The following is a 17,147-nucleotide window of genomic DNA, read 5'->3' as shown; positions in this document are numbered from 1 at the left end:
CATACATTTGAATGCAGTTATTTTAAAATAAAAGAAAATGAAAAAGTTAATTACAAATATTCTGGTAGTTTCGGCCTTTCTTATAAGTATTGGTAGCACCAACAGCTGCAGTAAAGTAGAAGACATAATAGATATTACGGTGCCGGTTCCTTTTGCTATCCCTGTTAATATAGAAACAACAATTCCTTTTGTTGTTTCAACAGAATATGTCAAATCACCGGAAATTCCTCTCAATCTTGATCTTGATGCAAAGATCAAAGAGAAATTTCCTTCAATGTCGATTAATAATTTGAAATCTGCAAAGCTCTCAAGCTTTAGTGTGGATTTTATGTCTTCTTCAAATAATAATGCCATTAAACTGGATAAAGTTAAGAATGCTGAGTTGCTGATTGTTGCGCCAGGTCTTGCTGAAAAAACAATAGCTACGGTTACCAATAATACAAGTCCGGATGCTCTTAATTTCACACCTAATGCAGATGTAGAGTTAATGGAGTATTTAAAATCAAAACAAAGCGCTGTCATTTTAAAAATGCAAGGTTCTGAAACGGCTGCTACTCAAATGAAAATCAGGATTAATGCGTCTTTCAAAATCCAGGTTGGATTGTAATCTGTACTAAATAAAACAAAAAAGATGACTTAACGGTCATCTTTTTTTATGTTGTAATCCTCATAAGGATTTTCTTGTGCAAATAGTATGTTGAGAACCATGCCAATTATTACAATTATATTAATGATGATTTGTATTATGTTGGGGATTGGTAAACCGATAAAAGGATTATAAAGAATCGTAAGAATTACAAATATTTTTACATCCAGAGAATCTCTTCTTTGAAAAGCATCATAAGTTAACCATCCAAATCCTGCAAACAATGCAAATCCGGAAATCCTGTAAAATATATAAGGCATTTTCAAAAAGCAAAGAATAAGAGTTCCTGTTAAAATTAACTTTAAAAGTTGATTCATTTTTATTGATTTATTGTAAAAATAATAAATTATTGTTTATAATTTACTAAATTAATATCATTTGAATAATCAATAAAGAATCAAAAGTTATTCGAATACCAAATTATTCTGTATGGCCAGAGATTTCAATTCGGTTTCCTGCCATTCTTTTTGAGCATCACTTTTCAAGGTAATACCGCCACCAACGAAGAGAAAAGCATAATTTTTGAAGAAGCTGGCACATCTTAAATTGACAAAATAATAAATGAAATCTTCGGTTTCCACTTTGATATAGCCAGCGTAAAATTCACGGTTAAAATGCTCTATGCTTTTTATACCCTGCGCACAAAGTTCTTTTGGAAAGCCACAAACGGCTGGCGTCGGATGAAGTTCTGAAATGATTTTATCCAGGCTTTCCGGACTTATCTCTGCAGAAAAATCGGTTTTAAGATGTTTAATATTTCCGGAAATCAAATCTTTGGTTGAGGAAACTTTCAGATTGGATGAGAATTTTCTCAGGATGGATTGGATGTATTCTGTAACTGCTTTTTGTTCTTCGATTTCTTTATCAGTCCAGTGTTCATCAAGAGGTAGCGTTCCCGCAACGCTCATGGTTTCGAAGGTATTATTTTTCTTGTCGAATTTTCCTAGAATTTCAGAAAATCCGCCCATCCAGATCTCGCCATTTTTTTCGAATAAGTAACAAAATGCAGAAGGGTAGCTATCACAGAATTTCAGAAAGCTTTTTGTTAATGATAATTTTTTTTCAGAATCAATATCAATATACATTAAAAGTTTTCTCCTGGAAAGAACCAGTTTTTTAAGCTCGTTTTTCTCAATGAAATCTTTTGCCTGAGATATCTTTAAAGCATAAGATTCCGGAGTTTCTTTAGCTATTTCTATAAGCTGGCTTTTAGTTTTTGGAGAAACGTTTTGGTTTCCAATGTCTTCTCTGGAAATTTCTTTGATGCTTCCTTTGAGATCCAAAACCGTTTTGGTATCGAAGCTGACGAATGAAACCAGTTTTTCCTTAGAGAATTCCAGTCTATTGAAAATGTCTGAATCGGGTAGTCTGAAAATGAGCATTGATTTGAAATAAATTAAACTTTCCCGATTGGAACAATGTTATTGGTCATTGTAGTGTGATTAATAAGGTTTCCCTTTTCATCGCGGATTTCTATTTGAGAAACATGCATCGTATTACCTTTCCGGATAAATGTTGCTGTTCCGGTTACAATGCCTTCGCGTTTTGCTCTTAGGTGGTTGCTGTTGATATTGGTACCGACAGGAACAACTTTGGAAGTGTCAATATTAATTAATGAAAGACAAGAACCCAAAGTTTCCGCCAAAACACAGCTTGCGCCACCATGAAGAATCCCGTAAGGTTGATGGACTCTGGAATTAACAGGCATTGTCGCCTTTAGAAAATCATCTGAAACATCAGTATAAATAATTTCCAAAGTCTCGCCAAGTGTATTCTTGCTGGCATTATTGAGATGATCTAATATTTCTTTCTTTTTGGCTTCGTCCATTCTGGTTTGATTCAGTTTTAGTTGAAAATTTGGGTTTGAAACTTAAAATTAATATATTTTCGGATTCCAGTTTGCGGGAACTTTTGGCTGGATATCATATTTGATAAAGTAATTCTGGATTTCTTCCATCGTTTCCTCATAGGATTGTGATGTGATTTTATCGAAAGGGATTTTATAGCCCAGGTACATCGTTTTTCTTTTAAAATCTCCGGCTGCAATTACAATCGGAACTTTTGCTGCCAAAGCCATATGATAGAAGCCTTTTCTCCATTTTTCAACTCTGCTTCTTGTTCCTTCGGGTGTTATTACCAGACTGAAATCATCTTTTTTGAATTCATTGGCTACAAAATTTACCAGGTCATTTTTCTGGGAACGGTCAATCCCGATTCCGCCAATGCTTTTTACAATCCAGCCGTAAAAAGGATTTTTGGTGTGGGCATCTTTGATAATGACTTTAAGTTTTTTTCCAAGAGACCAATAGGCAAGGTTTCCAAGAAGATATTCGCTGTTGTGGGTGTGAGGAGCAACGACGAGGATGCATCTGTCAAGATTATCAACATCACCCTGAAGAACAACTTTCCATCCGATGATTTTAAGAATGGCTTTTGCAAAGAGTTTTTTCATAAAAAAAAGTATAACCATAATGGCTATACTTTACAAATTTACAAAATATTTATTCTTAAGAAATATCTGGGTATTCTTTACGGCTCAAAACAGGTTGCTGATGAAATCTACGATTTTGATTGCGATTTCGATAACTAATTGAATCATTTTTGGTGGTTTTGTGATTAGAAGTTTATTTCTGAACAAATTTAATAATAATTTCGCTTTTCTTTTAATTGAAGCGTTAAAATTTTATTAAAATATCAATTTATTACAGGATATACCACCGCATTTTTCAAATCCATAGGATTGTTATTCTTTGCAATGAAATTCTGTATAACTTTCGCAGCTTCTTTGAACTGTTCTTTGCTGGTGATTTTTGTTCCTCCAACCTGGAAAGTTCCCGGCGGTACATTATCAAATTTTTCTCTCATTTCTTTTGTCGGGTCATTGTAGAACTGAAGCATCATTTTGTGCATATTGGCAATGGAAACCAAAACTGGTTTTTTTCCTGCAAAGCTTTCAAGAAAGTCTGATGTGTCACACGTTTTCTCCAGTTTTTGACTTTTTGCCAATTTGAAGAAAAAGTTTTCTTTACTATCATTCAATTCGAATATCAAGCCAGGCAATCCTCGGAATTTGTAAGGACCTTCGGAAATGTTGATGTCTTTGCAAAACCAAGCCGTCCAGTGTCTTCCTCCAAAATCTGTTGTCGCTTTTTGAAGTGTGTATTGTCCGGAAGTTTTGGTTTCTTTCTCCAGCTTCCAATCCATTTTGTCTTCGGTGTTGTAAGAGAAATAATCCATCATCATCTCGTAATTGGTATTCTGGTAGGAATTTTTGAGTCTTCTTAAGGTTGGGATATCTGGAGATGTGCTATAGTTGTTGCCTCCTTTTTTATTCAGAGAATCATTGATGATATTTTCATAATTATAGAATTTCACATCTTTCGGATTGATGTCCAATGCCATATTAACGTTTCTGTAATTGGTAGAAGAAGAATCCGGTTTGAATTGGTATTCGTAAATAAAACGGTGTGTTTGGGCTTTTGATAGAGTAGTGAAACATACCAAAAGTAAAAAAGTATAGATTTTCATATTAATTTTTGTGATCTGGTTTTCAGGGAACTAGGAGAAAAGCGGAAGCCCGAAGACTTTTTGCCCGCTTTTCAACTAATCCACTCTCAATTTTTAGTTAGTTTTAATATGGATTTCTTTTTTGCCGTCTTTGATATTGATGTTCATATCTTTGAAGCTTTTTTTCACCTGCTGGTCAATTTTCATTCTTTCCAGAACGACATCTGCTGAATCTTTGGAATAATTTTTCCCATTGATTTTGACTGAATCGCTGTCATCAGAATTATATTCGATAGTCGTCCCATTGATGTTGATTTTGTTTTTTTCAACAGTAATCCCATTATTGTTATAGTTATCATCTTCGTGGTCATCTTCATTTTGTCCATCATCGCCACGAGTACTAACTTCATATTCCTTTTCATTGATTACTTTCATTCTGGTAGGAACTACCAACTCATAATCCAATCTGTAATCTCTGAATCTGTATTCATAAGGATACTCAAAATAATTTGGAAGAAAAATTCTGTTACCTCTGATTTCTACCGGAACCTTCATCTTAAGAGGCTGGTTGTAACCTTCTGCTTCTTTTTTGATGATGATGTAAGGCGTTTTGATATCGTCTCTTCTAGTGATTTCCACACTTGGATAATCTCTTTTGTAAATCGTCGCCTTATCAGAATAGATATTATTAAAATAAGTATTGAAGTTTTCAGGGATATTTACCTTTTTGCTATCAAGGTAGATGGTGTCATTTGGAGCAGATATCGATACGTTTTCATAATCTTGATTATCTCCGCTATATCGGAAGTTGAATCTTGATGCACTTGCAGCCAAAACTCCGATTAAAATGATCCAGATAATTCCTAATGTTCCAAGAACCGGTCCAACATAATTGAATTTTGACTTTGGAGAGAATAATTTGATTGATAATAATAAGAATGCTACTCCGAAGATGATTGTTGGCAAAGCTGCAATGGCAAGTAGTAAGTAACCAAGATTATTTTCTTCCAAATAGAATCCAAGATTATTGTCCATTCCGAATTTATCAGAACCGTAAGCAAACATCATTGCAAACAATCCGATGAAACATCCAGCTGCCATCAACGCTAGCAAAATAGCAAGACAATATTTCAGAACTTTCAGGAAAGAGTCTCCTGCAGAACCGATTTTCGGACGATTCTCGTTATAGATTTCTCCTGCTCTTGTTGTTGTCTCATTGGCAAACTGCACTATTTTGCTGGATTCTTCCTTTAAGTTGTCGAAGTTTAAAGGCTTTCCTTTCATTTTCAAAAAATCAGAAGCTGATTCTGCTTTTGGTAAAACTGCCCAAAGAATGAAATACAAAATCACAACTAAGAATGATGAACCCGGAGCAACCCAAAGGAATAAAAATGCACCTACCCAAATCAGTCTCATCCAGGTGATATCCATTCCGAAATAAGCTGCTAAACCTGCGCAAACACCGGCAATCTTTTGTCTCTCAGGGTCACGGAACAGTTGTTTCTGGGAATTGCTGCTGTAGCTGCTGTAACTTGTAGAAGACTTTGATTTATTTTGTTTTCCTTCTGAGTAGTAAGCTTCTTCCTGCTCATCAATCTGTTCAGGTGTTCCGATTTGAGCAATTACTTTTTCAACATCAGAATCATTGATAACTTCTCTTTTAGCAAGTACTTCTTTGAAAATCTCGACCATTCGGATTTCAATATCGTGCATTACTTCATCTGCTTCCTGAGCATCCAGAGAATTTCTCAAGGCGTTCAGGTAATCGCTGAGCTTTATATAAGCGTGTTCATCTATCATAAAAGAGAACCCTGCGAGTGCTATAGATAATGTCTTGTTCATAGTATTAATTTTGAGAGTGAGAGTTTTTTGTAATTTGGTTCACAGAGTCTGTCAGTTCCTGCCAGGTGGTTTGTAATTCTGCAAGGAAGAGACTTCCTTTTTCAGTGATTTGGTAATACTTTCTTGGCGGTCCGCTTGTAGATTCTTCCCATCTGTAAGCGAGGAATTCGCCGTTTTTCAATCTTGTAAGGAGAGGATAAAGAGTTCCTTCCACTACATCCAGTTTTCCTTTTTTGAGAGATTCTATCAGGTCGGAAACATACATTTCGCGTTGTTGAATCAGACTCAAAATACAGAATTCCAGAATTCCTTTACGCATTTGCGCCTTTGTGTTTTCCGTATTCATATTAATTGTTTGGTTTTAAATCGGTTAATGTAAAGTTGGATGTTGTTAGTTTTTCTAATCAACTTCGAACCTGCTTCTCTAACTTTACATTGCAAAGATATATAAACAAAATGGTATTATGCAATACAAAGTAGTAAATATTTTTAAATATATAATTTAAGTTGTTGATTATCAATGGTAAAATTTTCTTGATGAAAATTAAAGATTGTGAATAAATCTAACATTACAATAATAAATGAACTTTTAAACAAACTCAATTCGGACGTCTAAACAAAATTGATGATGAATTTCTGTTCTAATTTTGCTTCAATAAAATATTAAAACAATGAACAATTACCAAGGAGCATTACAAAAGCCAATCAATTCCGGCTTCAATGCAAAATCAACAACAGAAGAGGTTATCAAAGGAATCAGTCTTGAAGGAAAAATAGCTATTGTAACCGGCGGAAATTCAGGAATCGGTTTAGAAACTGTCAAAACTTTGGCGAAAGCTGGCGCAAAAGTTATCGTTCCCGCAAGAGATATCGAAAAAGCAAAACGAAATCTCGATGGAATTCCTAATGTTGAATTGGAAGAGTTAGATTTAGCCAATCCAAATTCGATTGACACTTTTGCCGAAAAGTTTTTAAAATCAGAGAGACCACTTCATTTGCTGATTAATAATGCAGGAATAATGTGGGTGCCGCTTCGCAGAGACAGTCGCGGTTTCGAATCACAATTAGCAGTCAATTATCTGGCGCATTTTCAGCTAACAGCAAGATTATGGTCCGCATTGAAAAAAGCAAACGGCGCCAGAGTAGTGAACGTATCTTCTGGCGGACATCAGTTCTCAGATTTTAATTTTGAAGACCCGAATTTTCTCCATCGTGACTACGAAACTCTGCTTGGCTACGGACAATCGAAAACTGCAGTTAATCTTTTCTCAATGGAATTGGACAATCACTCAAAAGAATTCAATGTCAGAAGTTATGCTTTATGTCCGGGTGCAGTCGGCGAAACCGAATTAGGGAGAGAAGCGCCATTAGATCTGTTTCAAAAATTAGGCTATGTGGATTCGGAAGGTAATCTGTTGCCAGAAGTTAAGGCTTCTCTGAAAACCATTCCACAAGGTGCTGCGACAACCGTTTGGTGTGCAACAAGTCCACTACTTAATGATTTAGGTGGCATCTATTGTGAAAATGTGGATGTTGCAGAATTGAATTCTGATGTCAAAATTATCGGTGGCATCAAGCCTTATTCTTTGGACGAAACCAATGCCAAAAGATTATGGAAATTGAGCGAAGAAATGACGGGAATACAATTCGATATCAATTGATATTTGTAACTTTGTGTGAGAAGCATTATGGATTACCAAGTCAATTATATCAATCCGGAAATCAAACTTTCCAGTTACGAAGGCAAGCTATTCAAAACCGAAGCAGCTTTTACAGACCATTTGCTGGTTTGGCTGATTTCCGGTGAGACCAAAATTATCCAGGCTGACGAAAGCTTTATTTTCGGTGCAGGAAGTACTTTTTTGATTCCGAGAAACCAGTTGGCGACGATTATCAACTATCCGAAAGACGGATTGCCGCATAAAGCCGTTGCAATGCATTTGTCGGCCGAAAGATTGAGAGCATTTTATAATGATAAACATTCAAAATCAAAAATTCCAACAGAGAAAATCATCAGTTTCGAGAAACATCCTTTATTGGAAAGCTGTTTGAATTCGTTGATCCCGTATTTTGAGATGCAAAATAATTTCCCGGAAAATATTGCCTCACTGAAAATTAACGAGGCGATTAATATTCTCAGAACAATTGACGAAAATATTGATGCTGTGCTTAATAATTTTGATGAACCGGGGAAAATTGATCTGGTAACTTTTATGGAAAAGAATTTTATGTTCAATATGCCGCTGGAGAAATTCGGATATCTAACGGGTCGCAGTTTGACGACTTTCAAACGTGATTTTTATAAGGCCTTCAATTCCACACCGCAAAGGTGGCTGACGAAAAAACGTCTGGAATTAGCCCATTATGAAATTGCAGAGAAACATAAAAAACCGGTAGATGTTTATTTCGAAACAGGGTTTGAAAATCTGTCCCATTTTTCTTTTGCTTTCAAGAAACAGTTTGGATATGCTCCAACGAAGCTTGTGTCAAATATTCAATAAAATTCAAAAAATATTGAATAAAAATTTGCAAACGTAAAAAGTTTTCATACTTTCGTTAAAGATTTACAAAATAATGAATTTCACTTTCACAACAACAACGTCTACATCAACAACTACAACATCTGTAAGTTGCAGGAAGGTGCGTTTGTGAATTTGAATAAACAATCATAACAAAAAGCCTTTCTGATTTCAGAAAGGCTTTTTTTCATTTCTAAAATAATAACAAATGAAAATATTAAAATTCGGGGGAACTTCAGTTGGAAGTGTAGAAGCATTGAGGAATGTCAAATTAATTGTTGAAAAAGAATTTAGCAAAAACGAACCTTTAATCATCGTCTGTTCCGCTTTATCAGGAATAACCAATGCGCTTTTATCATCGTCAGAAGAAGCCTTGAAGCAAAACGATTTTTCTGAAATCCTGAAATCTGCGGAAGAAAAACACTATCAGCTCATATCAGAATTATTACCAAGAACTGCTCAGAATCCATTGTTAATGATGGTAAAAGTAAGTTTCAATGAAATTGAGGATATATTATTCAGTGTGAAAAATTTAGGTGAATTATCAAACAGGATCAAAGATAGATTGCTTTCATATGGGGAACAAATGTCGAGCAAAATTGTTGCAGCTTTCCTGCAATCTGAAAATTTTCCGGCAGTCTTTCAAGATTCCAGAGAATTGATTGTAACGGATTCTCACTTTGGAAATGCCAACATTGATTACAAAACTACCAACGAAAATCTAAAAAACTGGAAACCGGTAAATCAAATTTATGTCGTGACAGGTTTTATCGCCAAAGACAAAAATGATGACACAACAACTTTGGGTAGGGGTGGTTCGGATTACACCGCAGCGATTTTAGGTTCGGGTTTAAAAGCTGATGAGATCCAGATTTGGACCGATGTAGACGGTTTTCTGACTGCGGATCCAAGATTGGTAAAGAATGCATTTTCTCAATCGCAATTGAGTTATCAGGAAGCGATGGAAATGTCATATTTTGGCGCAAAGGTGATTTATCCGCCAACGATGATTCCGGCTATCGAAAGTCAGATTCCTATTTATATCAAAAATACTTTCCAGCCGGAAAATATAGGAACTTTGATTCATCAGAAATCTGAAGTTTCAAAAGGTTTAATCAAAGGAATTGTGTCTATCGAAAAAACTTGTCTCATCAATATTACCGGAAACGGAATGATTGGAATGAAGGGGTTTAGCGGACGATTGTTCAATGCTTTGGCTAGATATGAAGTTAATGTTATTCTGATTACGCAGGCGAGTTCTGAACACAGTATTTCGTTTGTGGTATCTTTTGATGATGAGAAAAAAGCAAAAAAAGCAATCTATGAAGAATTTGATTTTGAATTAAATTCTAACAAAATTGATGAACCGCAGTTCGATAATGAGTTAAGTATTATTTCTGTTGTTGGAGAGAATATGAAAAAAACGAGAGGAATCAGCGGAAAATTTTTTAGTGCTATGGGCAGAAACGGTATCAATATCATTGCAATTGCACAAGGTTCATCCGAGCTTAATATTTCTGCAGTCATTGAAAGAAATGAATTGTCAAAAGCTCTTAATGTTGTTCACGATTCGTTGTTACTTTCTCCGGTTAAAACCTTCAATGTGATGTTCGCGGGAACTGGGAACATCGGAAAAGAATTATTCCGCCAATTGGAAAGAGAACAGAAAAATCTTGAAGACAATCATCAGATTAAAATTAATGTTGTAGGAATTACGAATAGCAGAGAAATGAAAATTTTTGATCACCCTGAATCATATTTTGATTTAAATGATAACTTTAATATAAATTTGCAAAAATCAGATTTAAAAGAATTTATAAATCTTATTTCAAGTAAAAGTTTACCCAATTTGGTATTTGTAGATAACACTTCAAGCGAAGATGTCGTTGCTGAATATCCTTTATTATTTGATAACAATATCTCAATTGTAACCTGTAACAAAAAAGGCAATTCTTCTTCTTATGAGCAGTATACTAAATTTAAAAGACTGGCAAAGAAGAATAATGTCAATTTCTTATATGAAACCAATGTCGGAGCCGGACTTCCCATTATCAAAACCTTGAATGACCTTTGGATTTCCGGTGACGAAATTCTGAAAATCGAAGCCATTCTGTCAGGAACGATTTCTTATATTTTTAATAATTATGTTGGAGATAAAACTTTTGCTGAGGTTGTAAGAACAGCCCAAGAATTAGGTTATACAGAACCAGACCCAAGAGACGATTTGAACGGAATGGATTTCTCCAGAAAAATGCTGATTCTCGGAAGAGAAATTGGTTTGCCGTTGGAAATGTCGGATGTCAATATCAAAGATTTTCTTCCGGATGCTTGTCTCAAAGCTGAATCCATTCCTGCTTTTTACGAAGAACTGGAAAAACACGAACCTTACTTTTCATCGTTCAAAAAAGAAGCTGAAAATTCCGGTAGAAAATTGAGATTAATCGGTGTTCTCGAAGATGGAAAAATTAATATTGAAGTTCAGATTGTTGATGCTGATCATCCATTTTTCGGATTGTCAGGAAGCGATAATATTATCTCGTTCACAACTTCCAGGTACAAGAATACGCCGCTGGTAGTGAAAGGACCTGGCGCGGGCGCAGAAGTGACAGCTGCAGGCGTTTTTGCAGATTTGGTAAGAGTTACAGCGCAATAATAGTTGTTAATGATTAATTAGCAATGATTAATTTTTAACAAGAATCAATTAACAATTTACCATTTACCATTAACAATTAATAATCAAAAATGGATTCTATAAAAGTTTTTGCGCCGGCAACTGTTGCTAATGTTGTTTGCGGTTATGATATTCTTGGTTTTGCAATAGAAGAACCGGGCGATGAAATCATTTTAAGAAAGAACGATTTCAACCAAATTATTATCACAAAAATCGAGGGCGATAATGGAAAACTCCCAAAAGATCCGGCTAAAAATGTTGTTTCGCACGTCATCCGGTTGTTTCTCGAAAAAATAAATTCAAACCAAGGGATTGATATTGAATTATATAAAAAAATGCCGCTCAACAGCGGAATGGGTTCCAGCGCAGCAAGCAGTGTTGCTGCTTTGGTTGCGATTAACGAACTGATGGAAAAACCATTTTCCAAACAAGATTTATTACCGCTTGCAATGGAAGGCGAAAGAATCGCTTGCGGTAATGCACACGCCGACAATGTTGCGCCCGCACTTTTGGGAGGTTTGGTTCTAATCAGAAGTTATGAGCCGTTGGACGCGCTGAAATTGCCATATCCACAGGGTTTATCGGTAGTTTCCGTTCATCCGCATGTGGATGTTCCGACTGGCGAAGCTAGGAAAATCATCAAGGAAAGAATCAGTCTCAAATCTGCTGTTCAGCAATGGGGAAATGTTGCCGGTCTGGTTGCCGGATTTTGCACCAACGATTTGGATTTGATTAGCCGAAGTATGGAAGATGTCATCATAGAGCCGGTTCGCGCGATGCTGATTCCGTATTTTTATGAGATGAAACAGCTGGCTTTGGACAACGGCGCGATTGGTTTTGGGATCTCGGGTTCTGGTCCTTCGGTTTTTGCTTTGTGTGAAAAGAAGGAAATTGCGGAAGAAATTTCATTGAAAATAAAAGAATTACTCAATCAAAAAAATATCGAAAGCGAGGCATTTGTTACAAAAATTAATGATTACGGCGCAAGAGTTCTTTAAACTACAAAGGCACAAAGGTTTTCACAAAGGTTACAACGAATTATTATTTTCTGTATTTCAGTAATTATCTGGCTTATTTAGAATCAAATTGGTGTTCTTTGTGGAAAAAAAAATTGTGAACCTTGTGGTTAAAATATCTAACTTATCGAATAATAATGAAATACATATCAACAAGACAACAAGAAGAAACCAATATAAAAACTGCCATCCTAAAAGGTTTAGCGGACGACGGTGGACTTTTTATGCCAGAATATATTCCGAAATTAGATTCTGAATTTTTTGAAAATTTAACCAATTTTACTTTGCAGGAAATCGGTTTTCGGGTGGCAAAAGAATTTCTCGGTGAATCTATTTCAGATGAAAACTTAAAAGAAATCATTGATGAGGTTTTGAACTTCGAAATTCCTGTTGTGAAAATTTCTGAGAATATCTATTCATTAGAATTATTTCACGGTCCTACAATGGCTTTCAAGGATGTCGGAGCGAGATTTATGGCGAGAATGATGTCTTATTTTTCTGAAGGAAAACCGATGAAAGTCATTGCTGCAACCTCCGGCGACACGGGAAGTGCGGTTGCGTCGGGCTTTTTTGGAGTTCCAGGGATAGAAGTTTATATTCTTTATCCGAAAGGAAAAGTGAGTCCATTACAGGAAAAACAGCTCACAACTTGGGGTGGAAATATCAAAGCTTTAGAAATCGACGGAACATTTGACGATTGCCAGGCTTTGGCAAAACAAATTTTGTCCGATGAAGAACTGAATCAAAAATTCACTTTGACATCAGCGAACAGTATTAATATCGCGAGACTGATTCCGCAATCGTTTTATTATTTCTGGGCATTTGCTCAATTGCGGAAACTAGGAAAACCAAATGTGTTTTCAGTTCCGAGTGGGAATTTTGGAAACCTGACAGCCGGACTTTTTGCCAAGAAAATGGGATTGCCAATTCACCAATTCATTGCTTCGACCAACGAGAACGATGTTGTTCCAAAGTTCTTAGAAACGGGAAATTACGAACCAAAACCTTCCAAACAAACCATTAGTAATGCAATGGATGTCGGGAATCCAAGCAATTTTGAAAGGATGAAAAGCTTATTCAGTAATGATATTTCAGAATTCAGAAAAGAGATTGTTTCTTATTCTTTTTCGGATGAAGAGACAAAAATTACAATGCGAAAAGTGAAGAAAGAATTTAATTATACACTTGATCCGCACGGAGCTGTTGCTTATCTTGGATTGGAGAATCTTCGACAAGCTCACAGTGACAATATAAGTGAAAATTTTATTGGGATTTTATTAGAAACAGCTCACCCTGCTAAGTTTGTGGAAGTGGTGGAAGAGGTTCTGAAAGAGAAAGTTATAATCCCGGAAAAACTGGAAGCATTTAACAAAAAAGAAAAACAATCCTTAGAGTTTTCTGTTGATTTTGAATCTTTGAAAAGTTATCTGATGAAGGAGAAGTGATAATTTTTTGATTTACAGTTTTTAATCCGAAAAATAATCCTATCTTTGCACCCGAATTACATAATAATTATTAAAACAATATTGGAATGTATCTAACAACAGAAAAAAAAGCAGAAATTTTCGCAAAACACGGTAAATCTGCACAAGACACAGGAAGCGCTGAAGGACAAGTTGCTCTATTCACTTTTAGAATCAACCACCTTTCTCAGCACTTAAAAGCTAACCACAAAGATTTCGCTACAGAAAAATCTCTTGTAAAATTGGTAGGGAAGAGAAAAGCTCTTCTTGATTATTTGAAAAATAAAGATATCAATAGATATAGAGCGATTATCGCAGAATTAGGAATCAGAAAATAATTCCAGGTTCAGGTAAAACAAAAAAGCAACTCAATTTGGGTTGCTTTTTTTATTTTTACGGTTATTGAGGTGGGTTATAATATTTTGTTTTTAAATTCTCAACTTTCAAAATATCACATCCTAAAACAAAAGTCCTGTATGTGGATTTGTCGGTATAGTAAGGGATTTGGTCTTGAAAATATTCAACATTCATCTCATTAAGAATTTTTACTAGCTGTTCTACTTCATTTTTGTCGAATCCAAAACCTATGCAGTGCGTTTTCGCCCATTTGTCAGTTTTTAATTGATTATATACAAACTCAATGATTTCTTGTTCAGTTCTGAAGGTTTCAAGTATATTTTTTTCTCCACGCTCAGTGTAGTACCAATGAAAAAGTGATCCGTCTTTTTCGATTCCAAAACCTTCCCAGATAAAATTTCCGTTAATAGAGTAACTATTGAAATTATAGCAATTATTCTTCATCCAATTTTCTAGCTCAATCTCAGTTTGTGGAATCATTTAGTTAAGTTTATAATTCAAATTTAATAAAAAAAGCAACTCAAATCGAGTTGCTTTTTTATGTTTTTATCAAATATTTTTAGGCTTGAACAGCCTCAGATTTCCTAGAATTCTTAAACAGAAAATATCCTCCAATCAAACTCAACAAAATAAACAAACCAAAACTTATCAAAGAGAATAGTTTTCCTTTTTCGATAACGGCAGGTTCAAATTTCATTTCGATTTTATGTTTACCTGCAGGAACGTAAAGCGCTCTCAAAAGATAATTCGCTTTGATGTAATCCACTTTGTTTCCGTCCAGATAAACATTCCAGCCGTGCGGATAATAAACTTCTGAAAATATTGCTAATTGAGGCGTTTTAGAAGATGATTCAAATGATAATTCGTTCGGTTGATACGTTTTCAATGTCAAATAAGCAGTTGAATCTTTTACCAGATTTTTCCCATTGAAATAAGCTTTGTCATCCTTCGAAATCACAGCAACAGTCTTGGTGTCCACGTTTCCGGTTTCGTTCAGTTCTTCATTAGGATTGTTCACAAATTTGATATCAGAAACAAACCAAGCGTTACCGTTTGCTTCCGGATTGGGTGTGATTTCCGGTTTTTGCTGGTCACCTACTAAGAAATATTTGGTGTTCAGCATATTCAGGATTCTGACCGTTTTCACCTGGTCAGTCGTTGAGAAATATTTGTTGATAAGGTCATCATATCGTCTCAATTTCACGGCGTGATAACCACCGATTGAAGATTTGAAATAAGACGTATTCGTTTCACTGAAAGTAGATAGAATATTGTTGAAAATCCTGTAATGGTCTTTGTCTTTTTCAGCAATTGTTTGTAAGGCCTTATTGATTTCAGTCTGTTGCAAAAGACTTTGAACAAAAGAATCGTTCCCAGCTTTGCTCATCAGATATTCCGAATTTTCGGTCTGGAATGGATAATCAGCAAAAGTTTTATCCACGAAGTTATCATCATTCAAATAACGTCTGTTAACGGTCCAAAGATCGAACAAACTCACGAATCCAATTATTAATAGGACAAGATTTACATTCAGTTTTTTCTTTAATCCTAAAAACAAAGCGCCCACTGTTATTAAAACATAAATAATGGCTTTGATAGCATCAGCCTGGAACATTGATGCTCTTTCATCAACCAAATAATCCAGTAAAAATGGTGGAAGATAAGTTTTCTCATTGGCTGTGTAGAAGCCTAAAATTCCTTTCCCAAAAACCAATAAAATCAACGTGATTCCTAGAACTGTTCCCGAAACATAAAGCAAGATTTTCTTTTTGTATTCTTCGGTCAGTTTTTCATCGGTAAAGAATTTATATAACCCGAGTATCGCAATCAATGGGAATAAAAACTCGACAACCACTAAGATAGAAGACGGTGCACGGAACTTATTATACATCGGAACGTAATCTATAAAGAAGTCTGTAAGAACTGAGAAATTGCTTCCCCAAGCTAATAAAATTGTCAAAATCGACGCGCCTAAAATCCAATATCTGTATTTTTTTCCGGCAAAGAAAAATCCTAAAACCGCCAGGAAACAAACAACGGCACCTTGGTAGGCTGGTCCAGATGTGCTCGGTTGGTCACCCCAATAAGTCAGGCTTCCAAAACCTTTCATCATCATTTCGTATTCTTGTTGGGATTTGATATTTTCCTGAGCTAGTTCCTGTACATGTTCCATCATTTTGTCAGAACCTGGTTCCTGACTTCCTCCGCCCATTAATCTTGGAATGAATAAGTTAAGAGTTTCCAGTTTTCCATAGCTCCACATTGTGATGCTTTCTTTGTCCATTCCGGATTTTCCGGCGGTGTGAGAACTTGTGTTAAGGATTTGCTTTCCACGAACGGTTTCTTTCACATATTCTGCATTCGCCATTATTCTTTGAGAATTCATTCCAACACCGATTAAGATGGCTAATCCGACCAATCCGGACGAAATCAGGAAATGTTTCCATTCGATTTTTCCTTTGATGGCTCTTATCAATTCGGACAGGAATAAGAATCCTAATCCAAGGAACAGATAATAAGTCATCTGTGGGTGGTTCGCACAAATCTGTAAACCAGCAAAAAGCGCTGTAACAATGAATCCGAGAATGTATTTTTTTCTAAAATAAACGAGTATGATTCCGGCTAAAAGTGGTGCGAAATAAGCAATTGTATGAACTTTTCCGTTGTGTCCGGCCGCAATAATAATGTAGAAATAAGTAGATAATCCGAAGAATGTTGCTCCTAATAAAGCATATTTCCAGTTACGTACCGCAACCATTCCCAGAAAGAAAAATCCTGCAAACAATAAGAATAAATAATTCGCAGGTTTTGGAAGGAACAAAAACAAATCATCAATTTTTTTGATGACATCACCACGGAATTGTGCTCCGGTTTGGTAAGTTGGCATTCCGCCAAACATTGCATCGCTCCAATAGGTTTCTTTATCGTTATTCGCACGATATTGCAACAATTCTTCTGCACCACCTTTGTAAAATACGATATCGTGCTGCATCAATCGTTTTCCTGAAATAACAGGATTGGCGTAAACCACCGCCAGCAAAATGAATAGTACAAGACTTGCAAGAACGAATATTAGATTTTTGTTGTTTTTGAACATACAATGGTTGCTTTAAATTTTCGAAATCC

General features: G+C 35.5%; 16 protein-coding genes. 7 read left to right on the top strand and 9 right to left on the bottom strand.

Annotated features, from left to right (window positions below):
* Positions 1-37: 37 nt before the first annotated feature.
* A complete protein-coding gene (locus tag QOL71_RS13580) occupies positions 38-607 on the top strand; it encodes a hypothetical protein (RefSeq protein ID WP_283417453.1) in 570 nt (189 codons plus the stop codon).
* Positions 608-636: 29 nt separating this feature from the next.
* Here QOL71_RS13580 and QOL71_RS13575 read toward each other — a convergent pair whose 3' ends face one another.
* The 7 genes from QOL71_RS13575 to QOL71_RS13545 form a co-directional block, all read right to left on the bottom strand.
* Complete coding sequence (locus tag QOL71_RS13575; RefSeq protein WP_283417452.1) at positions 637-963, bottom strand: DUF6804 family protein; 327 nt, start codon at positions 961-963, stop codon at positions 637-639.
* 87 nt (positions 964-1,050) lie between these two features.
* A complete protein-coding gene (locus tag QOL71_RS13570) occupies positions 1,051-2,028 on the bottom strand; it encodes a chorismate-binding protein (protein WP_283417451.1) in 978 nt (325 codons plus the stop codon).
* A 14-nt stretch (positions 2,029-2,042) separates the two neighbouring features.
* Positions 2,043-2,474 (bottom strand): hotdog fold thioesterase, encoded by a 432-nt coding sequence (locus tag QOL71_RS13565; RefSeq protein ID WP_283417450.1) that lies wholly within the window; start codon positions 2,472-2,474, stop codon positions 2,043-2,045.
* A gap of 48 nt (positions 2,475-2,522) precedes the next feature.
* Positions 2,523-3,098: a 1-acyl-sn-glycerol-3-phosphate acyltransferase gene (locus QOL71_RS13560; protein ID WP_283417449.1), complete on the bottom strand. Its 576-nt coding sequence runs from the start codon at positions 3,096-3,098 to the stop codon at positions 2,523-2,525.
* A 242-nt stretch (positions 3,099-3,340) separates the two neighbouring features.
* Positions 3,341-4,174: a GLPGLI family protein gene (locus QOL71_RS13555; RefSeq protein ID WP_283417448.1), complete on the bottom strand. Its 834-nt coding sequence runs from the start codon at positions 4,172-4,174 to the stop codon at positions 3,341-3,343.
* Between the two features lie 93 nt (positions 4,175-4,267).
* Positions 4,268-5,995 carry a PspC domain-containing protein gene (locus QOL71_RS13550; protein ID WP_283417447.1) on the bottom strand — a complete coding sequence of 576 codons (1,728 nt, stop codon included), beginning with the start codon at positions 5,993-5,995 and terminating at the stop codon, positions 4,268-4,270.
* 4 nt (positions 5,996-5,999) lie between these two features.
* Complete coding sequence (locus QOL71_RS13545) at positions 6,000-6,341, bottom strand: PadR family transcriptional regulator (RefSeq protein ID WP_283417446.1); 342 nt, start codon at positions 6,339-6,341, stop codon at positions 6,000-6,002.
* Positions 6,342-6,666: 325 nt separating this feature from the next.
* Between QOL71_RS13545 and QOL71_RS13540 the strand changes: the two genes are divergently transcribed.
* From QOL71_RS13540 to rpsO, 6 genes are all read left to right on the top strand, one after another.
* Positions 6,667-7,656: an SDR family NAD(P)-dependent oxidoreductase gene (locus QOL71_RS13540; protein WP_283417445.1), complete on the top strand. Its 990-nt coding sequence runs from the start codon at positions 6,667-6,669 to the stop codon at positions 7,654-7,656.
* 27 nt (positions 7,657-7,683) lie between these two features.
* Positions 7,684-8,496: a helix-turn-helix domain-containing protein gene (locus QOL71_RS13535; RefSeq protein WP_283417444.1), complete on the top strand. Its 813-nt coding sequence runs from the start codon at positions 7,684-7,686 to the stop codon at positions 8,494-8,496.
* A 226-nt stretch (positions 8,497-8,722) separates the two neighbouring features.
* Entirely contained in the window at positions 8,723-11,167 is a 2,445-nt protein-coding gene (gene thrA / locus QOL71_RS13530) for a bifunctional aspartate kinase/homoserine dehydrogenase I (protein ID WP_283417443.1), read from the top strand.
* Positions 11,168-11,256: 89 nt separating this feature from the next.
* Positions 11,257-12,183: a homoserine kinase gene (locus tag QOL71_RS13525; RefSeq protein WP_283417442.1), complete on the top strand. Its 927-nt coding sequence runs from the start codon at positions 11,257-11,259 to the stop codon at positions 12,181-12,183.
* Positions 12,184-12,338: 155 nt separating this feature from the next.
* Complete coding sequence (gene thrC / locus QOL71_RS13520) at positions 12,339-13,646, top strand: threonine synthase (RefSeq protein WP_283417441.1); 1,308 nt, start codon at positions 12,339-12,341, stop codon at positions 13,644-13,646.
* An 86-nt stretch (positions 13,647-13,732) separates the two neighbouring features.
* Positions 13,733-14,002: a 30S ribosomal protein S15 gene (rpsO, locus tag QOL71_RS13515; protein ID WP_120213055.1), complete on the top strand. Its 270-nt coding sequence runs from the start codon at positions 13,733-13,735 to the stop codon at positions 14,000-14,002.
* A 61-nt stretch (positions 14,003-14,063) separates the two neighbouring features.
* Here the strand turns inward: rpsO and QOL71_RS13510 are convergent, their stop codons facing one another.
* Both QOL71_RS13510 and QOL71_RS13505 read right to left on the bottom strand, forming a co-directional pair.
* Positions 14,064-14,501: a hypothetical protein gene (locus QOL71_RS13510; RefSeq protein ID WP_283417440.1), complete on the bottom strand. Its 438-nt coding sequence runs from the start codon at positions 14,499-14,501 to the stop codon at positions 14,064-14,066.
* Between the two features lie 79 nt (positions 14,502-14,580).
* Positions 14,581-17,118 (bottom strand): YfhO family protein, encoded by a 2,538-nt coding sequence (locus QOL71_RS13505; protein WP_283417439.1) that lies wholly within the window; start codon positions 17,116-17,118, stop codon positions 14,581-14,583.
* Positions 17,119-17,147 lie beyond the last annotated feature (29 nt).

Origin of the sequence: Epilithonimonas pallida (assembly GCF_900182975.1) — a bacterium.
In the GTDB taxonomy this organism is placed as follows: domain Bacteria; phylum Bacteroidota; class Bacteroidia; order Flavobacteriales; family Weeksellaceae; genus Epilithonimonas; species Epilithonimonas pallida.
The sequence above is the reverse complement of the archived record's forward strand: the minus strand, read 5'-3'. Positions and strand labels throughout refer to the sequence as shown.

Bases quoted from the DNA above. Each gene is read 5' to 3' on its own strand.
- QOL71_RS13535 (WP_283417444.1), top strand. From the start codon at position 7,684: ATGGATTACCAAGTCAATTATATCAATCCGGAAATCAAACTTTCCAGT.
- QOL71_RS13570 (WP_283417451.1), bottom strand. From the start codon at position 2,028: ATGCTCATTTTCAGACTACCCGATTCAGACATTTTCAATAGACTGGAA.
- QOL71_RS13540 (WP_283417445.1), top strand. From the start codon at position 6,667: ATGAACAATTACCAAGGAGCATTACAAAAGCCAATCAATTCCGGCTTC.
- QOL71_RS13505 (WP_283417439.1), bottom strand. From the start codon at position 17,118: ATGTTCAAAAACAACAAAAATCTAATATTCGTTCTTGCAAGTCTTGTA.
- QOL71_RS13560 (WP_283417449.1), bottom strand. From the start codon at position 3,098: ATGAAAAAACTCTTTGCAAAAGCCATTCTTAAAATCATCGGATGGAAA.
- QOL71_RS13545 (WP_283417446.1), bottom strand. From the start codon at position 6,341: ATGAATACGGAAAACACAAAGGCGCAAATGCGTAAAGGAATTCTGGAA.
- QOL71_RS13575 (WP_283417452.1), bottom strand. From the start codon at position 963: ATGAATCAACTTTTAAAGTTAATTTTAACAGGAACTCTTATTCTTTGC.
- QOL71_RS13580 (WP_283417453.1), top strand. From the start codon at position 38: ATGAAAAAGTTAATTACAAATATTCTGGTAGTTTCGGCCTTTCTTATA.
- QOL71_RS13525 (WP_283417442.1), top strand. From the start codon at position 11,257: ATGGATTCTATAAAAGTTTTTGCGCCGGCAACTGTTGCTAATGTTGTT.
- QOL71_RS13555 (WP_283417448.1), bottom strand. From the start codon at position 4,174: ATGAAAATCTATACTTTTTTACTTTTGGTATGTTTCACTACTCTATCA.
- thrC (WP_283417441.1), top strand. From the start codon at position 12,339: ATGAAATACATATCAACAAGACAACAAGAAGAAACCAATATAAAAACT.
- QOL71_RS13510 (WP_283417440.1), bottom strand. From the start codon at position 14,501: ATGATTCCACAAACTGAGATTGAGCTAGAAAATTGGATGAAGAATAAT.
- QOL71_RS13550 (WP_283417447.1), bottom strand. From the start codon at position 5,995: ATGAACAAGACATTATCTATAGCACTCGCAGGGTTCTCTTTTATGATA.
- thrA (WP_283417443.1), top strand. From the start codon at position 8,723: ATGAAAATATTAAAATTCGGGGGAACTTCAGTTGGAAGTGTAGAAGCA.
- QOL71_RS13565 (WP_283417450.1), bottom strand. From the start codon at position 2,474: ATGGACGAAGCCAAAAAGAAAGAAATATTAGATCATCTCAATAATGCC.
- rpsO (WP_120213055.1), top strand. From the start codon at position 13,733: ATGTATCTAACAACAGAAAAAAAAGCAGAAATTTTCGCAAAACACGGT.